Source organism: Mesorhizobium subarcticum, assembly GCF_055456085.1.
The window spans coordinates 3,859,216-3,875,963 of record NZ_CM144237.1 but is presented as its reverse complement, the minus strand read 5'-3'; the positions used below and the strand labels follow the sequence as shown (position 1 = coordinate 3,875,963).

The 16,748-nt window shown below is 63.4% G+C and carries 13 protein-coding genes; all 13 read right to left on the bottom strand.

All coding sequences use genetic code 11. From position 1 onward, the window contains the following. Positions 1 to 85: 85 nt before the first annotated feature. Entirely contained in the window at positions 86 to 1,759 is a 1,674-nt protein-coding gene (gene recN / locus ACZYHG_RS18950) for a DNA repair protein RecN (protein WP_464609864.1), read from the bottom strand. A gap of 277 nt (positions 1,760 to 2,036) precedes the next feature. Continuing rightward, positions 2,037 to 2,909, bottom strand: a complete 873-nt coding sequence (locus tag ACZYHG_RS18945) for an outer membrane protein assembly factor BamD (protein ID WP_464609863.1) — start codon at positions 2,907 to 2,909, stop codon at positions 2,037 to 2,039. 263 nt (positions 2,910 to 3,172) lie between these two features. Next, positions 3,173 to 4,123, bottom strand: a complete 951-nt coding sequence (gene lpxC / locus ACZYHG_RS18940) for a UDP-3-O-acyl-N-acetylglucosamine deacetylase (RefSeq protein WP_027029706.1) — start codon at positions 4,121 to 4,123, stop codon at positions 3,173 to 3,175. A 278-nt stretch (positions 4,124 to 4,401) separates the two neighbouring features. Further along, entirely contained in the window at positions 4,402 to 6,087 is a 1,686-nt protein-coding gene (gene ftsZ / locus ACZYHG_RS18935) for a cell division protein FtsZ (RefSeq protein WP_464609862.1), read from the bottom strand. 66 nt (positions 6,088 to 6,153) lie between these two features. Next, on the bottom strand, positions 6,154 to 7,461 hold the full coding sequence (gene ftsA / locus ACZYHG_RS18930; RefSeq protein ID WP_464609861.1) for a cell division protein FtsA: 1,308 nt from the start codon (positions 7,459 to 7,461) through the stop codon (positions 6,154 to 6,156). Beyond that, entirely contained in the window at positions 7,458 to 8,399 is a 942-nt protein-coding gene (locus ACZYHG_RS18925) for a cell division protein FtsQ/DivIB (RefSeq protein WP_464609860.1), read from the bottom strand. The genes ftsA and ACZYHG_RS18925 overlap by 4 nt, the downstream gene beginning before the upstream one ends. After that, entirely contained in the window at positions 8,387 to 9,313 is a 927-nt protein-coding gene (locus ACZYHG_RS18920) for a D-alanine--D-alanine ligase (protein ID WP_464609859.1), read from the bottom strand. Before ACZYHG_RS18920 ends, ACZYHG_RS18925 begins: the two co-directional genes overlap by 13 nt. A 303-nt stretch (positions 9,314 to 9,616) precedes the next feature. Further along, positions 9,617 to 10,582 carry a UDP-N-acetylmuramate dehydrogenase gene (murB, locus tag ACZYHG_RS18915; protein WP_464609858.1) on the bottom strand — a complete coding sequence of 322 codons (966 nt, stop codon included), beginning with the start codon at positions 10,580 to 10,582 and terminating at the stop codon, positions 9,617 to 9,619. Continuing rightward, entirely contained in the window at positions 10,579 to 11,979 is a 1,401-nt protein-coding gene (gene murC, locus ACZYHG_RS18910) for a UDP-N-acetylmuramate--L-alanine ligase (protein WP_464609857.1), read from the bottom strand. The genes murB and murC overlap by 4 nt, the downstream gene beginning before the upstream one ends. Then, positions 11,976 to 13,103 (bottom strand): undecaprenyldiphospho-muramoylpentapeptide beta-N-acetylglucosaminyltransferase, encoded by a 1,128-nt coding sequence (murG, locus tag ACZYHG_RS18905; protein WP_464609856.1) that lies wholly within the window; start codon positions 13,101 to 13,103, stop codon positions 11,976 to 11,978. Before murG ends, murC begins: the two co-directional genes overlap by 4 nt. A gap of 1 nt (position 13,104) precedes the next feature. Continuing rightward, complete coding sequence (gene ftsW, locus ACZYHG_RS18900) at positions 13,105 to 14,256, bottom strand: putative lipid II flippase FtsW (protein ID WP_027029715.1); 1,152 nt, start codon at positions 14,254 to 14,256, stop codon at positions 13,105 to 13,107. Beyond that, on the bottom strand, positions 14,256 to 15,656 hold the full coding sequence (gene murD / locus ACZYHG_RS18895) for a UDP-N-acetylmuramoyl-L-alanine--D-glutamate ligase (protein WP_464609855.1): 1,401 nt from the start codon (positions 15,654 to 15,656) through the stop codon (positions 14,256 to 14,258). The genes ftsW and murD overlap by 1 nt, the downstream gene beginning before the upstream one ends. Positions 15,657 to 15,665: 9 nt before the next feature. Further along, positions 15,666 to 16,748, bottom strand: a complete 1,083-nt coding sequence (mraY, locus tag ACZYHG_RS18890; protein ID WP_027029717.1) for a phospho-N-acetylmuramoyl-pentapeptide-transferase — start codon at positions 16,746 to 16,748, stop codon at positions 15,666 to 15,668.

Below are 16,748 nucleotides of genomic sequence, written 5' to 3'. Positions count from 1 at the left end.
CCTTGGGAAAATCATTCCCGAACAGCAACATGGAGCCATATCCTGACTAGGGCCATATCCTGACTCGGGGATGACGCGGACAGTCTTAAGCCGCGTTTGTATTCTCACGCAGCAGCCTCTCGGCGGCGGCGCGTGCCTCGTCGGTGATGGTGGCGCCGGCCAGCATGCGGGCGATCTCCTCCTGCCTAGCCGTCCTGTCCATCTCGGCGATGCCGGTCGCCACGCGGTCGGTGCCGCCCGATTTGGAGATCAGGAAATGCGTTGCCGCGCGCGCCGCCACCTGCGGCGCATGCGTGACCGAAAGCACCTGCACGCGCTTCGACAGCCGCGCCAGCCTCTGGCCGATGGCGTCGGCGACGGCGCCACCCACGCCGGTGTCGATCTCGTCGAAAACCAGCGTCGGCGCCGAGCCGCGGTCGGCCAGCGCCACCTTCAGCGCCAGCAGGAAGCGCGACAGCTCGCCGCCGGATGCAACCTTCATCATCGGTCCGGGCCGCGTGCCGGGATTGGTGCGCACCCAGAACTCGATCTGGTCGATGCCCTCTTCCATGCGGTTTTCCGCCTCGCTCTTCATCTCAACGATGAAAGCGGCGCGTTCGAGCTTCAGCGCCGGCAGTTCGGCCATCACCGCCTTGGTCAGGCCGACCGCCGCCGCATGGCGAAGTGACGATAGCTGCACGGCGCCGCTATCATAGGCCTCGCGCGCGGCGACGGCCTGCTTTTCCAACCCATGCAGGCGCCCCTCGCCGGCATCGAGATCGGCGAGATCAGCAACCATCGTGTCGCGCAGTTGCGCCAGATCGTCGACGGCGACACTGTGCTTGCGTGACGCCGCGCGCAGCGAAAACAGCCGCTCTTCCGCCTTCTCCAGCCGCTGCGGATCATACTCGGTGGCGCGAAGTGCTGACTCGACGCCCGACTGCGCCGCGTCGAGCGACAGCATCGCTTCGTCCAGCGACTTGACGACATCCTCGAGCAGGCCCGGCGCCTCCGTTGCCTTGCGCTGCAGGCGCCTCAGCAAACTGGCCAGTTGCGGCAAGGGTGAAGACGGGCCGGACAGCACATCCTGCGCATCATGGATTTCGGAAGCGATCTTTTCGGCGCGCATCATGTGGGCGCGCAGTTCCGCCAGTTCCGTCTCCTCGCCGGGCTGGGGATCGAGTTTGGTCAGTTCGGTGACCGCGGCGCGTAGATAATCGGCCTCGCGCGCGGCCGCCGCCACCTTGGCACGGTGGCGCGTCAGTTCCTGCTCGCAGGCGCGCCAGTGCCGCCATGCTTCGCCCGTCGAGCGGACGGCGCCGAGATGGCCGCCGAAAGCATCGAGCACGTCGCGGTGAGCACCGGGATCGACCAAAGCGCGTTCATCATGCTGGCCATGGATCTCGACAAGTGCGTGGCCGACATCGCGCATCAGGGTCACGCTGGATGGCTGGTCGTTGACGAACACGCGGGTGCGGCCATCCGCGGTCTGCACGCGGCGCAGGATGATGTCGCCGTCATCCTCGATGGCGTTTTCAGCGAGCAGCGCGCGCACCGGATGGTTGCGCGGCACATCGAACACGGCAATGACCTGACCTTGCGCCGCGCCATGGCGCACCAGCGAGGCGTCGCCGCGCGCTCCGAGCGCCAGCGACAGGGCATCGAGCAGGATGGATTTGCCAGCGCCGGTTTCGCCGGTCAGCACGGAAAGGCCCGGCTGGAAGTCGATATCCAGCTTCTCGATCAGGACGATATCGCGGATCGACAGTCTGGAAAGCATCAGAACCCGGACCTCAGGCAATTCCAGGAAAAGTGCGTAACGGTTTTCCCATGGGAATTGCGTAGAATAAAAAGCCAGAGCAATTCCAGGAAAAGTGTGAACGGTTTTCCGACCGGAATTGCGTCAACAACGAGATAGGACGGTTCAGCGGCTCAATCAAACCAGTGAACCGCTGTGGAGCGGCACGCGACCGATTGGAGTCGCAGCGCCGCACTATCTTTTTGTTTCAGCATCGGATCAATCCGAAAAAGCGCGCCATGCGCGCTTCAGCCCGAGATCAGGCGCCGGTGATCAGCTTGCCGGCCTTGGATATCCACGATCCGGAATTTTCGCGCGGCGACAGCCCATTGCTTTGCAGCAGCTTGTAGGAATCCTTGTACCATGGGCTGTCGGGATAATTGGTGCCAAGCACCGCTGCTGCCGTCTGGGCTTCCGAAGTCAGGCCCAGCGCGTAGTAGCTTTCGGTGAGGCGGGCGAGCGCTTCCTCGACATGGCGGGTGTTGGAATAACTCTCCACCACGGTGCGGAAGCGCTTGACGGCGGCGATGTATTCGCGGCGCTCCAGATAATAGCGGCCGATCTGCATTTCCTTGCCGGCGAGCTGGTCGTTGGCGAAGCGGATCTTCTCCTTGGCGTCGTCGACATATTCCGACGTCGGCCAGCGCGTAACCAGTTCCTGCATCGTCTGCACGGTCTGGCGTGCTTCCTTCTGATCCTGCGTCACGTCCTTGATCTGCTTGTAGTAGCTCAGGCCGATAATGTACTGGGCATAGGGCGCGTCGTCCGTCGACGGATAAAGCGCCAGGTAGCGCTTGGCCGCCGAGATCGCGTCGTCGTAGCTGCCCTTCCGGTAGTCGGTGAACGCGCCCATCACCATCGATTTACGCGCCCATTCCGAATAGGGGTGCTGGCGGTCAACGGCGTCGAACTTCTTGCTCGCTTCGTCGAGGCGTCCGGCGTTCAAATTGGCCAGGGCCTGATTGTAGAGCACGTCGCCCGGCTCCGTCTGGTCGACATACTTCGACAGGTCGATGTCTTTCTCCGGCGACGACATGCAAGCAGAAAGGAAGAGCGAAGGAACAACCAACGACAGCGCCAGGAGAACGGACCGCTGGGGCGCCTTCGATTGACCGACTCGCTTGAAAAACATGATTGGATTGCGCCCTTTCGGCGTTATTTTAATGCCTCTTGCATGCTGTTGTCCCAAAACTGGTCCCCACTTTTGAGCGACATGCACTAATCGACGGCAGCAGCCATAAACCATAACCGCCTTGCCCGGCAACGCTATCTCCGGGCAATCGCACATTTTTGTGGCGGTGAAGCGGCGTAGGAATATGGCTGTGATTTCGTCGGTTGGTGGTGCATTCCTGCCACACCCGCCATCCCGCCACAGGGTCCAAAAAATTACGGGACTCAGATCATCCAGGGCGCGTAGAGCGGCGCATTGACGGCACTCATCTCAGCCGCGCGGCCACGCTCGCGGCGTGTCGTCTCGACGATCTCGAAAGCCGTACGGTCCGACAGCAGGCGCCGCAGCGCCGCTGCGTTCAGCCTGTGGCCGCCGCGATAGGAGCGGAAACAGCCGATGAAGCGGGCTCCGGCCAGCGCCAGATCACCCATGGCGTCGAGTGTCTTGTGGCGCACGAATTCATTGGGATAACGCAAGCCGCCCATGTTGATGACGCGGTTGTCGTCGCCGATCACCAGCGAGTTCTCAAGCGACGATCCCAGCGCATAGCCGGCGGCCCACAGCCGCTCCACATCCTTCATAAAGCCGAAGGTGCGGGCCCGCGCGATGTCGCGGCGGAAAATATCGGCATTGAGGTCGGAGGCAAACAGCTGACGTCCGATCGCCGGGCTTTCAAAGTCGATCTCCACCTCGAAACGTGTGCCGTCATAGGGTCTGAACTCCGCCCAGGACGCACCGTTCTCGATGCGAACCGGCTTGACGACCCTGATGTAGCGCCGCTTGATCGGCAATTTCTCGATGCCCGCCTGGTCGATGGCTTCCACGAAGGCCATGGCGCTGCCGTCGAGGATCGGAACCTCGTGGCCGTCAACCTCGATGAGAACATTGTCGATACCGAGCCCGAACAGCGCGGCCATGATGTGCTCGACGGTGGCGATGTGCTCACCCGAGGGATCACCAAGCATGGTGCACAGATCAGTGGCGCCGATTTCGGAAAACAGGGCTCGGAACTCGCGGCCCTGCCCGTCTCCATTGACAAGCTGGAACACGATGCCGGTATCGGCATCCGCGGGCACGAAACTGATAGAGACTTCTTTGCCACTGTGGACGCCGGTGCCCGTAAGCGACGCGCGCGTCTTCACTGTCGTCTGGTAGTCGTGCAAGACAAACCCCATAAGCCCGAATGCCTAAGTCCGCTTCTCCAGCCCGAGGGCGCGGCTCTTGTTAAATCGGCAGGCAGGGCCACTTCCCCGAAATCCCGGCAGACCGACTATGGTAGGCAGCGAAGATAATGTTCCGGCAGGGAGACTCCAAATCACGGTTTCTTACTCTTTGTAACCGCGAGCTGGAACAGGTACGGCATCATAACCGTTTGATTTTGCACCATTTAAAACGTTAACAGGCAAGCAATTCCTTGCTTACCTGTTAACAATTGTTACGATCCGTAAACCGCTCAGTTGGCCTGGCGGCGCAGGAACGCCGGAATCTCCAGCTGATCGTCGTCCTGAGTCGCCCTGGTCTGCGGCGTCAGGCGGCCCTGGTCATCCAGCTGGCCACGGCGCGGCGCATAAAGCTGTGCGTCCTGGCTGGCGAGACGACGCACTTCGGGTGCGGCCTGGCGCAGCTTGGGTTCACGCGGCTGCGCGGGCTGGAGCCGTGCCGGCTCTTCCTCGCGGCGGGTCAGGCCGTTGGTCAGGCGCTTCAGCAGGCCCATCGGACCGCTGTTCTCGTGGTCATGCGGACGGCTCTTGGCATCCACCTCGGCCTTGACGACCGGCGGAAAGTCCTCGACACGCGGCATTCGCTGCGGTGCCATCGCCACCGGCTGCTGGACCTCACGCAGCATTTCGCGCGGCTGCGGGGCCGGCTGCATCATCTGCTGGACGACCGGCTGCGGCATTGGCTGCGGCTGTGCAGGCGGCGCCTGGAAGATCTTGCTCTGCGGGCGGAAATCGTCCGCATGCGCGACCGGAGCCGGGCGAACCTGCGCCATTGCCGCGGCATTGGCTTCAGCAAGCTGGATGGCCTCGGCGACCGGATCGACGGCACGCGGCTCATACACTGCCTGCTGCACCGGCGCCTGTCGGCTTTCCACCGGGGCAACGGCCGGACGGGTGGCCTGCTTGGGTGGAGCCGTACGGATCGAGATCGGCGCGGACGCGATTTCAGCCGCGGTCTTGTCGATGCCGGTGGCAACCACGGAGACGCGGATGACCCCTTCGAGCTCTTCGTCGAACGTAGCACCCAGGATGATGTTGGCGTCCTGGTCGACTTCCTCGCGGATGCGGGTCGCCGCTTCGTCGACTTCGAACAGGGTCAGGTCGCGACCGCCGGTGATCGAGATCAGCAGGCCCTTGGCGCCCTTCATCGAGGTCTCGTCGAGCAGCGGGTTGGCGATGGCGGCTTCCGCTGCGGCCATCGCGCGGCCCTCGCCCGAAGCCTCGCCGGTGCCCATCATCGCCTTACCCATCTCGCGCATCACCGAACGCACGTCGGCGAAGTCGAGGTTGATCAGGCCTTCCTTGACCATCAGGTCGGTAATGCAGGCGACGCCGGAATAAAGCACCTGGTCGGCCATGGCAAAGGCATCGGCGAAGGTGGTCTTGTCATTGGCCAACCGGAACAGGTTCTGGTTGGGGATGACGATCAGCGTGTCGACGCATTTCTGCAGTTCCTCGATGCCCATGTCCGCAGTCTTCATGCGGCGCTGGCCTTCGAAATGGAACGGCTTGGTGACGACGCCGACGGTGAGGATGCCCTTCTCGCGGGCTGCACGGGCAACCACCGGAGCGGCACCCGTACCGGTGCCGCCGCCCATGCCGGCGGTGACGAAGCACATATGGGTGTTGGTGAGATGGTCGAGTATCTCGTCGATGCATTCTTCAGCGGCGGCGCGGCCGACTTCCGGCTGCGATCCGGCACCGAGCCCCTCGGTGACATGCGCGCCAAGCTGGATCAGCCGACCGGCCTTCGACATGGTCAGCGCCTGCGCGTCGGTGTTGGCCACGACGAACTCGACACCGCGCAGACCGGCGGTGATCATGTTGTTCACGGCATTGCCGCCGCCGCCGCCGACACCGAACACGGTGATGCGCGGCTTAAGCTCGGTGATGTCCGGCTTCTGCAGATTGATGGTCATTGTCTCCGTCCTTTGCCTTTCACGCCGCTTCGCCGCCGCGGCCGCCTATGGGGCTGTCCCCGTCAATTAGAAACTGTCTCTCAACCACTGACTCATGCGATGCAGTTTTCCACCCGTTCCGGTCATTCTGAGCCCGGAAATGCCTTTCGCCGGATGGCTCTCGAAATTCGCCATCTGCGGATAGATCAAAAGTCCGACGGCGGCCGAGAAGGCCGGCCCCTTCGCCGCTTCGGGCAGGCCCGCCACGCCAAGCGGGCGGCCGATGCGCACATTGCGTCCCAGGATCCGGCGCGCTGCCTCCGGCAGACCGGCCAGCTGGCTGGCGCCACCGGTCAACACCACGCGCTTGCCGACCGCATTGCCGTAACCGGACTTGTTCAGCCGGTCGCGCAGCAGTTCGAGCGTCTCGTCGATGCGGGCGCGCACGATGCGTGTCATAACCGAACGCGGAATTTGCAATGGCACGTCGCCATCGTCGCCGATCGGCTGGATCGAAACCAGGTCGCGATCGTCGGCGCTGCCCGGCAGCGCCGAACCATGCATGACCTTGAGCCGCTCAGCAGCGTCGAGCGAGGTCGAAAGCCCCTTGGCCATATCAAGCGTGACATGGTTGCCGCCAATGGCGATGGCGTCGCCATGGACGAACTTGCCTTCCGAAAACACCGAAATGGTCGTCGTGCCGCCGCCCATGTCGATGCAGGCAGCGCCCATTTCCAATTCGTCGTCGACCAGGGCCGCAAGCCCGCTGGCATAGGGCGTCGCCACCATGCGCTCGACCGACAGATGCGAGCGATTGATGGAAAGCTCCAGATTGCGCATCGGGGCCGCGTCACCGGTCAGCACATGCATGTCGACGCCGAGCGCGTCGCCGACCATGCCGCGCGGATCGCGAACGCCGCGCTCGGCATCTAGTGAGAACCCGACGGGCAGCGAATGGATGACCTCGCGCTCGGCCTTCAGGGCCTGCTTTGCGCCGGCGCCGAGCACGCGCTTGATGTCGGCCTCGTCGGCCTCGTGGCCGCCGAGATTGATGGTCGCCGAGAAGCTTTCGCTCTTCAGCCGGCCGGCGGTCATGTTGACGATGAGCGAATCGACCGTCAGCCCCGCCATGCGCTCGGCGGCGTCGACGGACAGCCGGATGGCATGTTCGGCGCGGTCGAGATCGACGACGACGCCCGATTTCACGCCCTGCGACTTCTGATGGCCGATACCGATCACCTGGATGCGGTGCGAGCGGCCGCGCAGAAGCTTGCCGTCATCGTTCGGCTTCAGCTTCGCCACCATGCAGCAAACCTTGTTCGAGCCAACGTCCAGCACCGTCAAAGTGCCGGACCGGCGCGACGCGGCATCGCCAGAACCGCCAAGCCAGCTCATATCTTCGTCTCCGGCTTGCGCTTGAGGGTCTTCGGTTTCTCGTTGAGAGCGGCCTCGCGCTGCGTCGCCGCCTCGGGCGTCAGTTCCACGACCAGGCGGTCTGTCAGGCGCATGTCGACAGCGGCGATATCGCGCGACAGCAGCCCCTTGTCCTTGTCCATCTTGACGAGTTCGGCGAGCGCCTGATCCTCGTCGTCCTCGGGCAGCTTGACGGTGATGCCGTTGTCCAGCTTCAGGTCCCAGCGCCGATCGCCAACGCGGATATAGCCTTTGACCCGGCTGGCGAGATCAGGATATTTTTCGATCTTGGCCAGGAAGTCCGGCGCCTTGGCCGGCGCGCCGTCGCCGATCAGCAGCGGCAACAGCACCTGCTTGCCACCCGAGAAAGGCGCGATGACAGCGCCATCCTTCTCGATGACCGAGAGATCATTGCCCTGCTGCCAGAGCGCGAAGGCGTCGCGCTCCTCGACGCGCACTTCCAGCGTGTGCGGATAGACCTTGCGCACCGCCGCCACCTCGATCCACGGCAGGCCGGAGATGCGCTCGCGCGCGGCCTCTGCGTCGAAACCAATCAGCGACGTCCAACCGTCGAGCTCGAGCCTGTCCAGAATGTCGATCTCGGAGGTCTGCCGGTTGCCAACCACCTTGACCTGATCAACGGCAAAACCCGTACGGGCGGTAATACTTTGAACGATGCCATCGGCATGACCGCCGAGATAGGCACCATAGGCGCCGCTCGAAGCAAGCAGCACCGCCGACATGATCGCAGCGGAAAAGCGCGGCGCCTCGAAGTCGCCATCGCCCAGGCGCGCCAGGATGCGCACCGGGCGGCGAAGCACGCGCGGCAGCACGAAATGGCCTGATGACAACGGCAGGCCGAACAGCGACGGACCAGCCGCGCCCTTCCCCTTGCCTTGTCCCCATTTCAACGCAGACACGAAGCGTCCTCCACCATCCAACTCAACAATTCGCCAAACGAGTGCCCGGAATGGGCGGCGATTTCAGGCACCAGAGACGTCGGCGTCATACCCGGTTGGGTGTTGACCTCGAGCCATACAACCTCGCCATTTTCGGAGTGACGATCGTCATAACGGAAGTCCGACCGGGAAACGCCCCGACAGCCGACAGCTTGATGAGCCTTGAGCGCCAGTGTCTGTATTTTTTGGTAAATATTTGATGAAACTTTTGCGGGGCATTCGTGTTTTGACCCGCCCGCGACATATTTTAAATCGTAATCGTAGAAGGAATGGCCCGTCGGGATGATCTCGCAGACGCCCAGCGCCACATCGCCCATGACGGCGCAGGTCAACTCGCGCCCATGGATGTAGCGCTCGACCATGACGGTATCGCCATATTTCCACTCGGACGACCCGACGACCTGCGGCGGATGCGACTGGCCCTCGGAGACGATGACGACGCCGAAGCTCGACCCCTCATTGACCGGCTTGATCACATAGGGCGGCTTCATCGGGTGCTTGTTCTGGATGGCGAAGCGGTTGGTCACTTTCGATTCGGCGACGGGAACGCCGACCGATTTGACGATCTTCTTCGCCTGCTCCTTGTTCATGGCGAGCGCCGAGGCGAGCACGCCGGAATGGGTATAGGGAATGCCGAGATATTCGAGGATGCCCTGGATGGTGCCGTCCTCGCCGAACGGGCCATGCAGCGCATTGAAGGCGACGTCGGGCTTAAGCTCGGTAAGCACGGACCCGACGTCGCGACCGACATCCACGCGGGTGACTTGATAGCCTTCCTTCTCGAGCTCATCGGCACAGGCCTTTCCCGAAGAAAGAGACACGGGCCGCTCGGACGAAAAACCACCCAGCAGGACGGCCACATGCTTGCTTTTCATTCCCCGTCATCCCCTCTCACGGCGGACCAAAAACCAAGATTTTCCGCAACATTGAGTCCGAAGTCTCCCGGCAGGTTGCCCCCCAGACGGAAAACGCGGGTAACGCGTCGAACAACTCAAATCAGGAAACGCTTTAGGGCAGAGAATCAGAGAGTTGATTCACTGGCAAGTGCTTATGATTCCGAGAGATTCACTTTGTGAGAAAATGCCTGCGAAAACCGCTTGGCTGAGTCTTTGGAGCAACGGTTTCGCGCGTTTTGAGAGCGCGTTGAAGTTCATCCGTTACGTGAACTTAATCACGCGCTACAGCAACTGTCCAAGAAACTCCTGCACGGCATGGCCGGGCCGGAAATTGCCGATGCGCTTGATCTCCCAGTGCAGCCGGATGCCGGAATGTTCGAGCACGCGCGCGCGCACCGTCTCGCCGAGATATTCGAGGTCGTAGCCAGTTGCCGTTCCGGTGTTGATCATGAAGTTGCAGTGCATCGGCGACATCTGCGCGCCACCGATCATCAGGCCGCGGCAGCCCGCCTTGTCGATCTCCTTCCAGGCCGACGTGCCTTCGGGATTCTTGAAGGTCGAGCCGCCGGTCTTCTCGCGGATCGGCTGCACAGTCTCGCGGTGATTCTGCACCGCATCCATCGCCGCCTTGATCGTGGCCTTGTCCTCGGCATAGCCTTCGAACACGGCGGAGGTGAAGATCAGTCCGGCTGGTGCGGCCGAATGACGATAGGCGTAACCCATCTCGGCATTGCTCAACGTGCGGACATTGCCCTTGCGGTCAAGGGCCCTCACCTCGACGACGCGCTCGCGCGTCTCGACGCCATTGGCGCCGGCGTTCATCCTGAGCGCACCGCCAATAGCGCCCGGAATACCGTGGTAGAAATGGAAGCCGCCAATGCCGGCTTCCAGCGCCAAAGCCGCGACACGCTTGTCGGGCGTCGCGGCACCCGCCTTGATCCTGATCGGCGAAACGACTTCGGCCTCGCCAAAACCTTTTGCCGAAAGCCTGATTACGAAGCCCGGAATGCCGCCGTCGCGGACCAGAAGGTTCGAACCGACACCGACGATCGTCAGGGGGATCTCTTCGGGAACCGCCCGCAGGAAGGCGGCAAGGTCCTCCTCGTCCGCCGGCTGGAACAGGGCTTCAGCCAGGCCACCGGCGCGGAACCAGGTTATCTTGTCCATCTCGGCATTCGGCGTGAGACGGCCGCGCAGGCCGGCAAGCCGGTCGCCGAGTTTGTCGATCAGGGCCTGGCCGTGCATCATGAGGCGGCAAGCTCCTTGGGCAGAGCATAGGCCCACTGGGTGATGTTGCCGGCGCCGAGGAAGACGACGAAATCGCCGGGTTTGGCCAAGTCGCGAATGATCGGTGCGATTGCCGCCGGCCCTTCAATGTAGCGCGCATCGCGATGGCCGCCGGCGCGAATGCGCGACACCAGTTCGTCCGACGTGACACCGTCGATCGGGTCTTCGCCAGCAGCGTAGACCGGCGCCACCATCACCGTGTCGGCGTCGTTGAAGCAGGCGGAGAATTCGTTGAACAGATCGTGCAGACGGGTGAAGCGGTGCGGCTGGGCAATGGCGATCACGCGGCCCTTGGTGGCACTGCGCGCCGCCTTCAGCACCGCCGAGATTTCCACCGGATGATGGCCATAGTCATCGAACACGTCGACGCCGTTCCACGAACCTGTGTGAGTGAAGCGGCGCTTGACGCCGGCGAAGGACGACAGGCCCTTCTTGATCGCCTCGGCGGACAGTCCGAGCTCATGCGCGACCGCGATCGCGGCGGTGGCGTTGGAGACATTGTGGCGGCCGGGCATCGGCAGACGCAGATCGGCGATCGTCTTCTGGCTACCTGTCTTGCGGTCGCGGATCACCACGTCGAATTCGGATGTCGCACCCTCCATGCGGTGGTTGGTGAAGCGCACATCGGCCTGCGCGTTCTCGCCATAGGTGATCACACGGCGATCCTCGATGCGGCTGACCAGCGCCTGCACTTCCGGATGATCGGTGCACATCACGCCGAAGCCATAGAACGGCACGTTCTCGACGAACTGGCGGAATGCCTCGCGCACCTTGTCGAAGCTGCCATAATGGTCGAGATGCTCGGGATCGATGTTGGTGACCACGGCGATCTCTGCGGGCAGCTTGAGGAAGGTGCCGTCGCTCTCGTCGGCCTCGACCACCATCCATTCGCCATCGCCCATGCGGGCATTGGTGCCATAGGCATTGATGATGCCGCCATTGATGACGGTCGGATCGAGCCCGCCGGCTTCGAGCAGCGTCGCCACCATCGAGGTCGTCGTCGTCTTGCCATGCGTGCCGCCGATCGCCACCGCCTGGCGGAAGCGCATCAACTCGGCCAGCATCTCGGCGCGGCGCACGATCGGCAGCAGCTTTTCACGCGCGGCCTTCAGCTCCGGATTGGTTTTCTTGATCGCCGTCGAGACGACCACCACCTCGGCGCCACCAAGGTTTTCAGCCTTGTGGCCGACGAAGCATTCGATGCCCTTGTCGCGCAGCCGCTGCACGTTGGCGCTGTCAGCCTGGTCGGACCCTTGCACCTTGTAGCCGAGATTGTGCAGCACCTCGGCAATGCCGCTCATGCCGATGCCGCCAATACCGATGAAATGCACAAGGCCGATGGTCTGCGGCATCTTCATGCTTGCGTCCCCTTCCTGAAATCCGAAACGGTTTTTTTGGACGCAATAGCCTCTGTGAGATCGGCGAGCAACCGTGCGGCGTCCGGCCTGCCGGCCGATTTCGCGCCCGCCGCCATCGCCGCCAGCCGCTCGGGATTATCCATCAGCCCGCCAATGAGGCCGGCAATGCTCTCCGGCGACAGTGAGGATTGCAGATGCACTTCGCCGCCGCCGGCTGCGGCAAGGGCGGCCGCATTCGCCGCCTGGTCGTGGTCGAGCGCATAGGGATAGGGCACCAGCAGCGCCGGCCGACCGATGACTGCGATCTCCGAGACGGTCGAGGCGCCGGAGCGCGAGATCACCAGATGCGCCGCCGCGAGGCGCGCCGCCATGTCAGTGAAGAAAGGCGAGACCTCGACGGCAACGCCAAGGGCGGCATAGGCCGCCTTCACCCGCGCCACGTCATCCGCGCGCGCTTGTTGGGTAATGACCAGCCGTTTGCGCTGGGCATCGGAAAGCATCGCGATGGCCCCCGGCACGGCATCGGAAAAGAACTGGGCGCCCTGGCTGCCGCCGAACACCAGCAGGCGGAACGGATCTTCTCCACTCGATGCCGCATAGGGCGTCTTGGCCGCTTCCAGCACAGCCGGCCTGACCGGATTGCCTGTCGTTACCGTCTTCTCACCGGTGGCGCTCGTATCCTGCGGCAGGAAGCCGCCGGCAATGGCGTCCACGCGGCGGGCCAGCGCCCGGTTGGCGCGCCCCATCACCGCGTTCTGCTCATGGATCAGCGTCGGCACCTTGCGCCGTGTCGCCGCATAGAGCGGCGGCAAGGTCGGATAGCCACCGAAGCCGACCACCGCATCAGGCTTGATCCTGCCGATAATGGCGGAGGCCTGGCGCACGCCGCGCCAGATCTTCCAGAAGGCGCCAAGCACGGCAATTGGATTTTTCGAGCCCATCGTCGCCGACTGGATGGGATGGATAGCCGCGGCAGGAAAATGGCCGGCAAACCGCTCGGCGCGGTCGTCGGTCGCCAGATGCACGGCCCAGCCGCGCTCGATCAGCTCATGCGCCAGCGCCTCGGCTGGAAACAGATGTCCGCCGGTTCCGCCCGCCGCAAGAAGGATGACACCCCTCGCCATGTCACTCCGCCGGCATGGCGCGCTGCGGCAGCGTGAAGCCCATCTGCTTGCGTTTTTCCGGCCGCTTGCGCGTCAGTGCCAGCACCATGCCCATCGAGATAGCAATGGCGATCTGCGAGGAGCCGCCATAGGAGATGAAGGGCAGAGTCATGCCTTTCGCCGGCACCAGTTGCAGGTTGACGCACATGTTGATGACGGCCTGCAGGCCGAACACGGTGACGAGGCCGCCGACCGCATAGCGGGTGAAATCGTCATGTTCCTTCAGCGCCGTGTTGAGGCCGCGCAGCACGATGAAGGCGAAGATCGACATGATGAAGAAGCACATGATCAGCCCGAACTCCTCGCCCGCGACCGAGAACACGAAATCGGCATGGCTGTCGGGGATGACCCGCTTGACCGTGCCCTCGCCCGGCCCGACGCCGAACCAGCCGCCATTGATCAGCGCGTCGCGCCCCATGTCGACCTGGAACGTGTCGCCTTCGCCGGTGAGGAACTTGTCGATGCGCAGGGCAACGTGCGGAAACACCGTATAGGCGGCGAAGACACCGCCGACGCCGGCGGCGCCCAGCACGATGATCCACAGCCAGGGCAGCCCCGCCATGAAGAACATGATGCCCCAGGTGCCGGTCGTCAGCATGGTCTGGCCAAGGTCCGGCTGCGCCACCAGCAGCGACACGACCAGCACCAGGAGCAGCATGGCGAACAGATTGCCCGGAATATCGGGCTGACGCTTGTGCTCGGCAAACAGCCAGGCGCACATGATGACGAAGGCCGGCTTCAGGAATTCCGAGGGCTGGATTGACAGGCCGGCAAGCGAGACCCAGCGCCGCGCGCCCTTCACCTCGACGCCGATGTAGAGCACCGCCACCATCAGCACCAGCATCAGGCACAGCATGATCAGCGACATGCGCCGGATCTGCCTGGAATCGAGGAAGGACACCGCCAGCATCACGCCGAGCGCCGGCACGGTGAAGATGATCTGCCTGGTGGCGAAGTGGAAACTGTCGAGGCCGATGCGTTCGGCCACCGCCGGGCTGGCGGCGAAGGACAAGATGATGCCGAGCCCCATCAGCGATAGGAACGCCGCCAGGAACCAGCGATCGATCGTCCACCACCAGGTTGCAACCGGACTTTTGTCGAGACGGCTCTGCATTATCGTGCCCCTCCGATGGGTTTCACACCCTCGATAGCATTCGCAGCTTGCCTGAAGGCTTCGCCGCGAACTTCGAAATTCTTGAACTGGTCGAAACTGGCGCAGGCCGGCGACAACAGCACCACCACCTCGCCGCTGTCGTCCTTGGCCGCGTCATGCGCGGCGTGTTCGACCGCCGCGGCCAGCGTGCCCGAGATCTCGTAAGGCACCGCCTCGCCCAGCGTCGCCGAAAAGGCAGGGGCGGCCTCGCCGATCAGATAAGCCTTGGCAATGCGCGGGAAGAAGCCGCGAAGCGGCTCGATGCCGCCTTCCTTGGGCAGGCCGCCGGCGATCCAGTAGATGCGGTTGAAGCTCGACAGCGCAGGTGCCGCCGCATCGGCATTGGTCGCTTTGGAATCGTTGACGAACAGCACATGGTCCTTGCGGCCGACCTGCTCCATGCGATGCGCAAGACCGGGGAAACTTTCCAGCCCCGACTGGATCTCGCCGAGGTCGAGCCCGACCCTCAGGCAGGCCGTGACCGCGGCAAGCGCGTTCTGCGCATTGTGCTGGCCGCGCAGCGAGCCGATACCTTCAAGGAAGGCGACCCGGCTGTAGCGGCCATGCACGGCCTCCATCAGATTGGTGCCATCGGCGAAATAGCCGTCGGTCAGCGGCAGCCGTTTGGAAATGCGGATGACCTGCCGCCCTGCCCGCTCCAGCCGCTCGGCGATCTGCGCGCACCAGGAATCGTCGATGCCGATAATCGCCGTCTCGCTGCCGGCCACCAGCCGCTCCTTGATCGAGGCGTAGTGCTGCATGGTGCCGTGGCGGTCGAGATGGTCGGGCGTCAGATTGAGCAGGATGCCGGCCGTCGGGTTGATCGAAGGCGCAAGGTCGATCTGGTAGGACGAGCATTCGACGACATAGTGGCGATCGGGCGTCGGCGGATCGAGCGTCATCACCGCGCGGCCGATATTGCCGCCCATCTGTGTGTCGCGGCCCGCCGATTTGAGGATATGCGCCGTCAGCGCCGTGGTCGTCGACTTGCCATTGGTGCCGGTTATCCCGATGAAGGGCGCTGTCGGCGCACTAAGTGTCCGCTCGCGGCAGAACAGTTCGATGTCGCCGATCACCTCGACGCCGGCGCCGCGCGCCAGCTCCACCGTCCAGTGCGGCTTGGGATGCGTCAGCGGCACGCCGGGCGACAGCACGAAGGCCGAGAATTTTGCCCAGTCGGCACCGCGCAGATCGGCAGTCGCAATACCGGTGGCGGCCGCCTTGGCGACGCTGTCGGGATTGTCATCCCAGGCCAGCACCTGCGCACCGCCCTCGATCAGCGCTCGCGCGGTCGCGATCCCCGAGCCACCGAGCCCGAAGAGCGAAACGTGCTTGCCTGCGAAGGATGCGGCGGGAATCAAGGAGGTTTCCTATCTGAGCTTCAGGGTGGACAGGCCGACCAGCGCCAGGATGACGGCGATGATCCAGAAGCGGATCACCACCTGGCTTTCGGTCCAGCCTAGTTTTTCGAAATGATGGTGGATCGGCGCCATCAGGAACACCCGCTTGCCGGTCATCTTGAAGTAGCCGACCTGGATGATGACCGACAGGATTTCGACCACGAACAGGCCACCGACAATGACCAGCACGATCTCGTGCTTGGTGGCGACCGCCACCGTGCCGATCAGGCCGCCCATGGCCAGCGAACCGGTGTCGCCCATGAAGATCGCCGCCGGCGGCGCGTTGAACCAGAGGAAGCCGAGGCCAGCGCCGATGACGGAGCCCAGCACGACAGCCAGTTCGCCGGTGCCGGGCACGAAATGGATCTGCAGATATTCGGCGAACACCGCGTTGCCGGAGAGGTAGGCGATGACGCCGAAGGACGCCGCCGCGATCATGATCGGCACGATCGCCAGCCCGTCGAGGCCGTCGGTCAGGTTCACCGCATTGCCGGCGCCGACAATGACAAAGCAGGAGAACGGAATGAAGAACCAGCCGAGATTGATGATGAATTCCTTGGCGAAGGGGAATGTCAGCGACGACGAGAACGGCGCCTGGCCATTGTGCATGATCGCCCAGGCGGCGATGCCGGCGATGACGAATTCAAGCGCCAGCCGCGCCTTGCCGGAGAAGCCCAGATGCGACTGCTTGGTCACCTTCAGGTAATCGTCGTAGAAGCCGATCGAGCCGAAGCCCAGCGTCACCAGCAGCACCACCCAGACATAGATGCTCGACAGGTTCGCCCACAAAAGCGATGAACCGATGATGCCAGACAGGATCATCAGCCCGCCCATGGTCGGCGTGCCGGCCTTCTTGAAATGGGTCTGCGGACCATCGGCGCGGATCGGCTGACCCTTGCCTTGCCTGAGCCTCAGCGAATTGATGATCGTCGGCCCGAAGATGAAGACGATCAGCGCCGAGGTGATCAACGCCCCGCCGGTGCGGAACGTGATGTAGCGGAAGACATTGAAGACCGAGATCTTGTCCGCGAAATCGACCAGCAGTGTAAACAT

Coding starts and splice junctions, on each gene's coding strand:
- recN (WP_464609864.1), bottom strand. CDS start 1,759: ATGCTTTCCAGACTGTCGATCCGCGATATCGTCCTGATCGAGAAGCTG.
- ACZYHG_RS18945 (WP_464609863.1), bottom strand. CDS start 2,909: ATGTTTTTCAAGCGAGTCGGTCAATCGAAGGCGCCCCAGCGGTCCGTT.
- lpxC (WP_027029706.1), bottom strand. CDS start 4,123: ATGGGGTTTGTCTTGCACGACTACCAGACGACAGTGAAGACGCGCGCG.
- ftsZ (WP_464609862.1), bottom strand. CDS start 6,087: ATGACCATCAATCTGCAGAAGCCGGACATCACCGAGCTTAAGCCGCGC.
- ftsA (WP_464609861.1), bottom strand. CDS start 7,461: ATGAGCTGGCTTGGCGGTTCTGGCGATGCCGCGTCGCGCCGGTCCGGC.
- ACZYHG_RS18920 (WP_464609859.1), bottom strand. CDS start 9,313: ATGAAAAGCAAGCATGTGGCCGTCCTGCTGGGTGGTTTTTCGTCCGAG.
- murB (WP_464609858.1), bottom strand. CDS start 10,582: ATGATGCACGGCCAGGCCCTGATCGACAAACTCGGCGACCGGCTTGCC.
- murC (WP_464609857.1), bottom strand. CDS start 11,979: ATGAAGATGCCGCAGACCATCGGCCTTGTGCATTTCATCGGTATTGGC.
- murG (WP_464609856.1), bottom strand. CDS start 13,103: ATGGCGAGGGGTGTCATCCTTCTTGCGGCGGGCGGAACCGGCGGACAT.
- ftsW (WP_027029715.1), bottom strand. CDS start 14,256: ATGCAGAGCCGTCTCGACAAAAGTCCGGTTGCAACCTGGTGGTGGACG.
- mraY (WP_027029717.1), bottom strand. CDS start 16,748: ATGTTTACACTGCTGGTCGATTTCGCGGACAAGATCTCGGTCTTCAAT.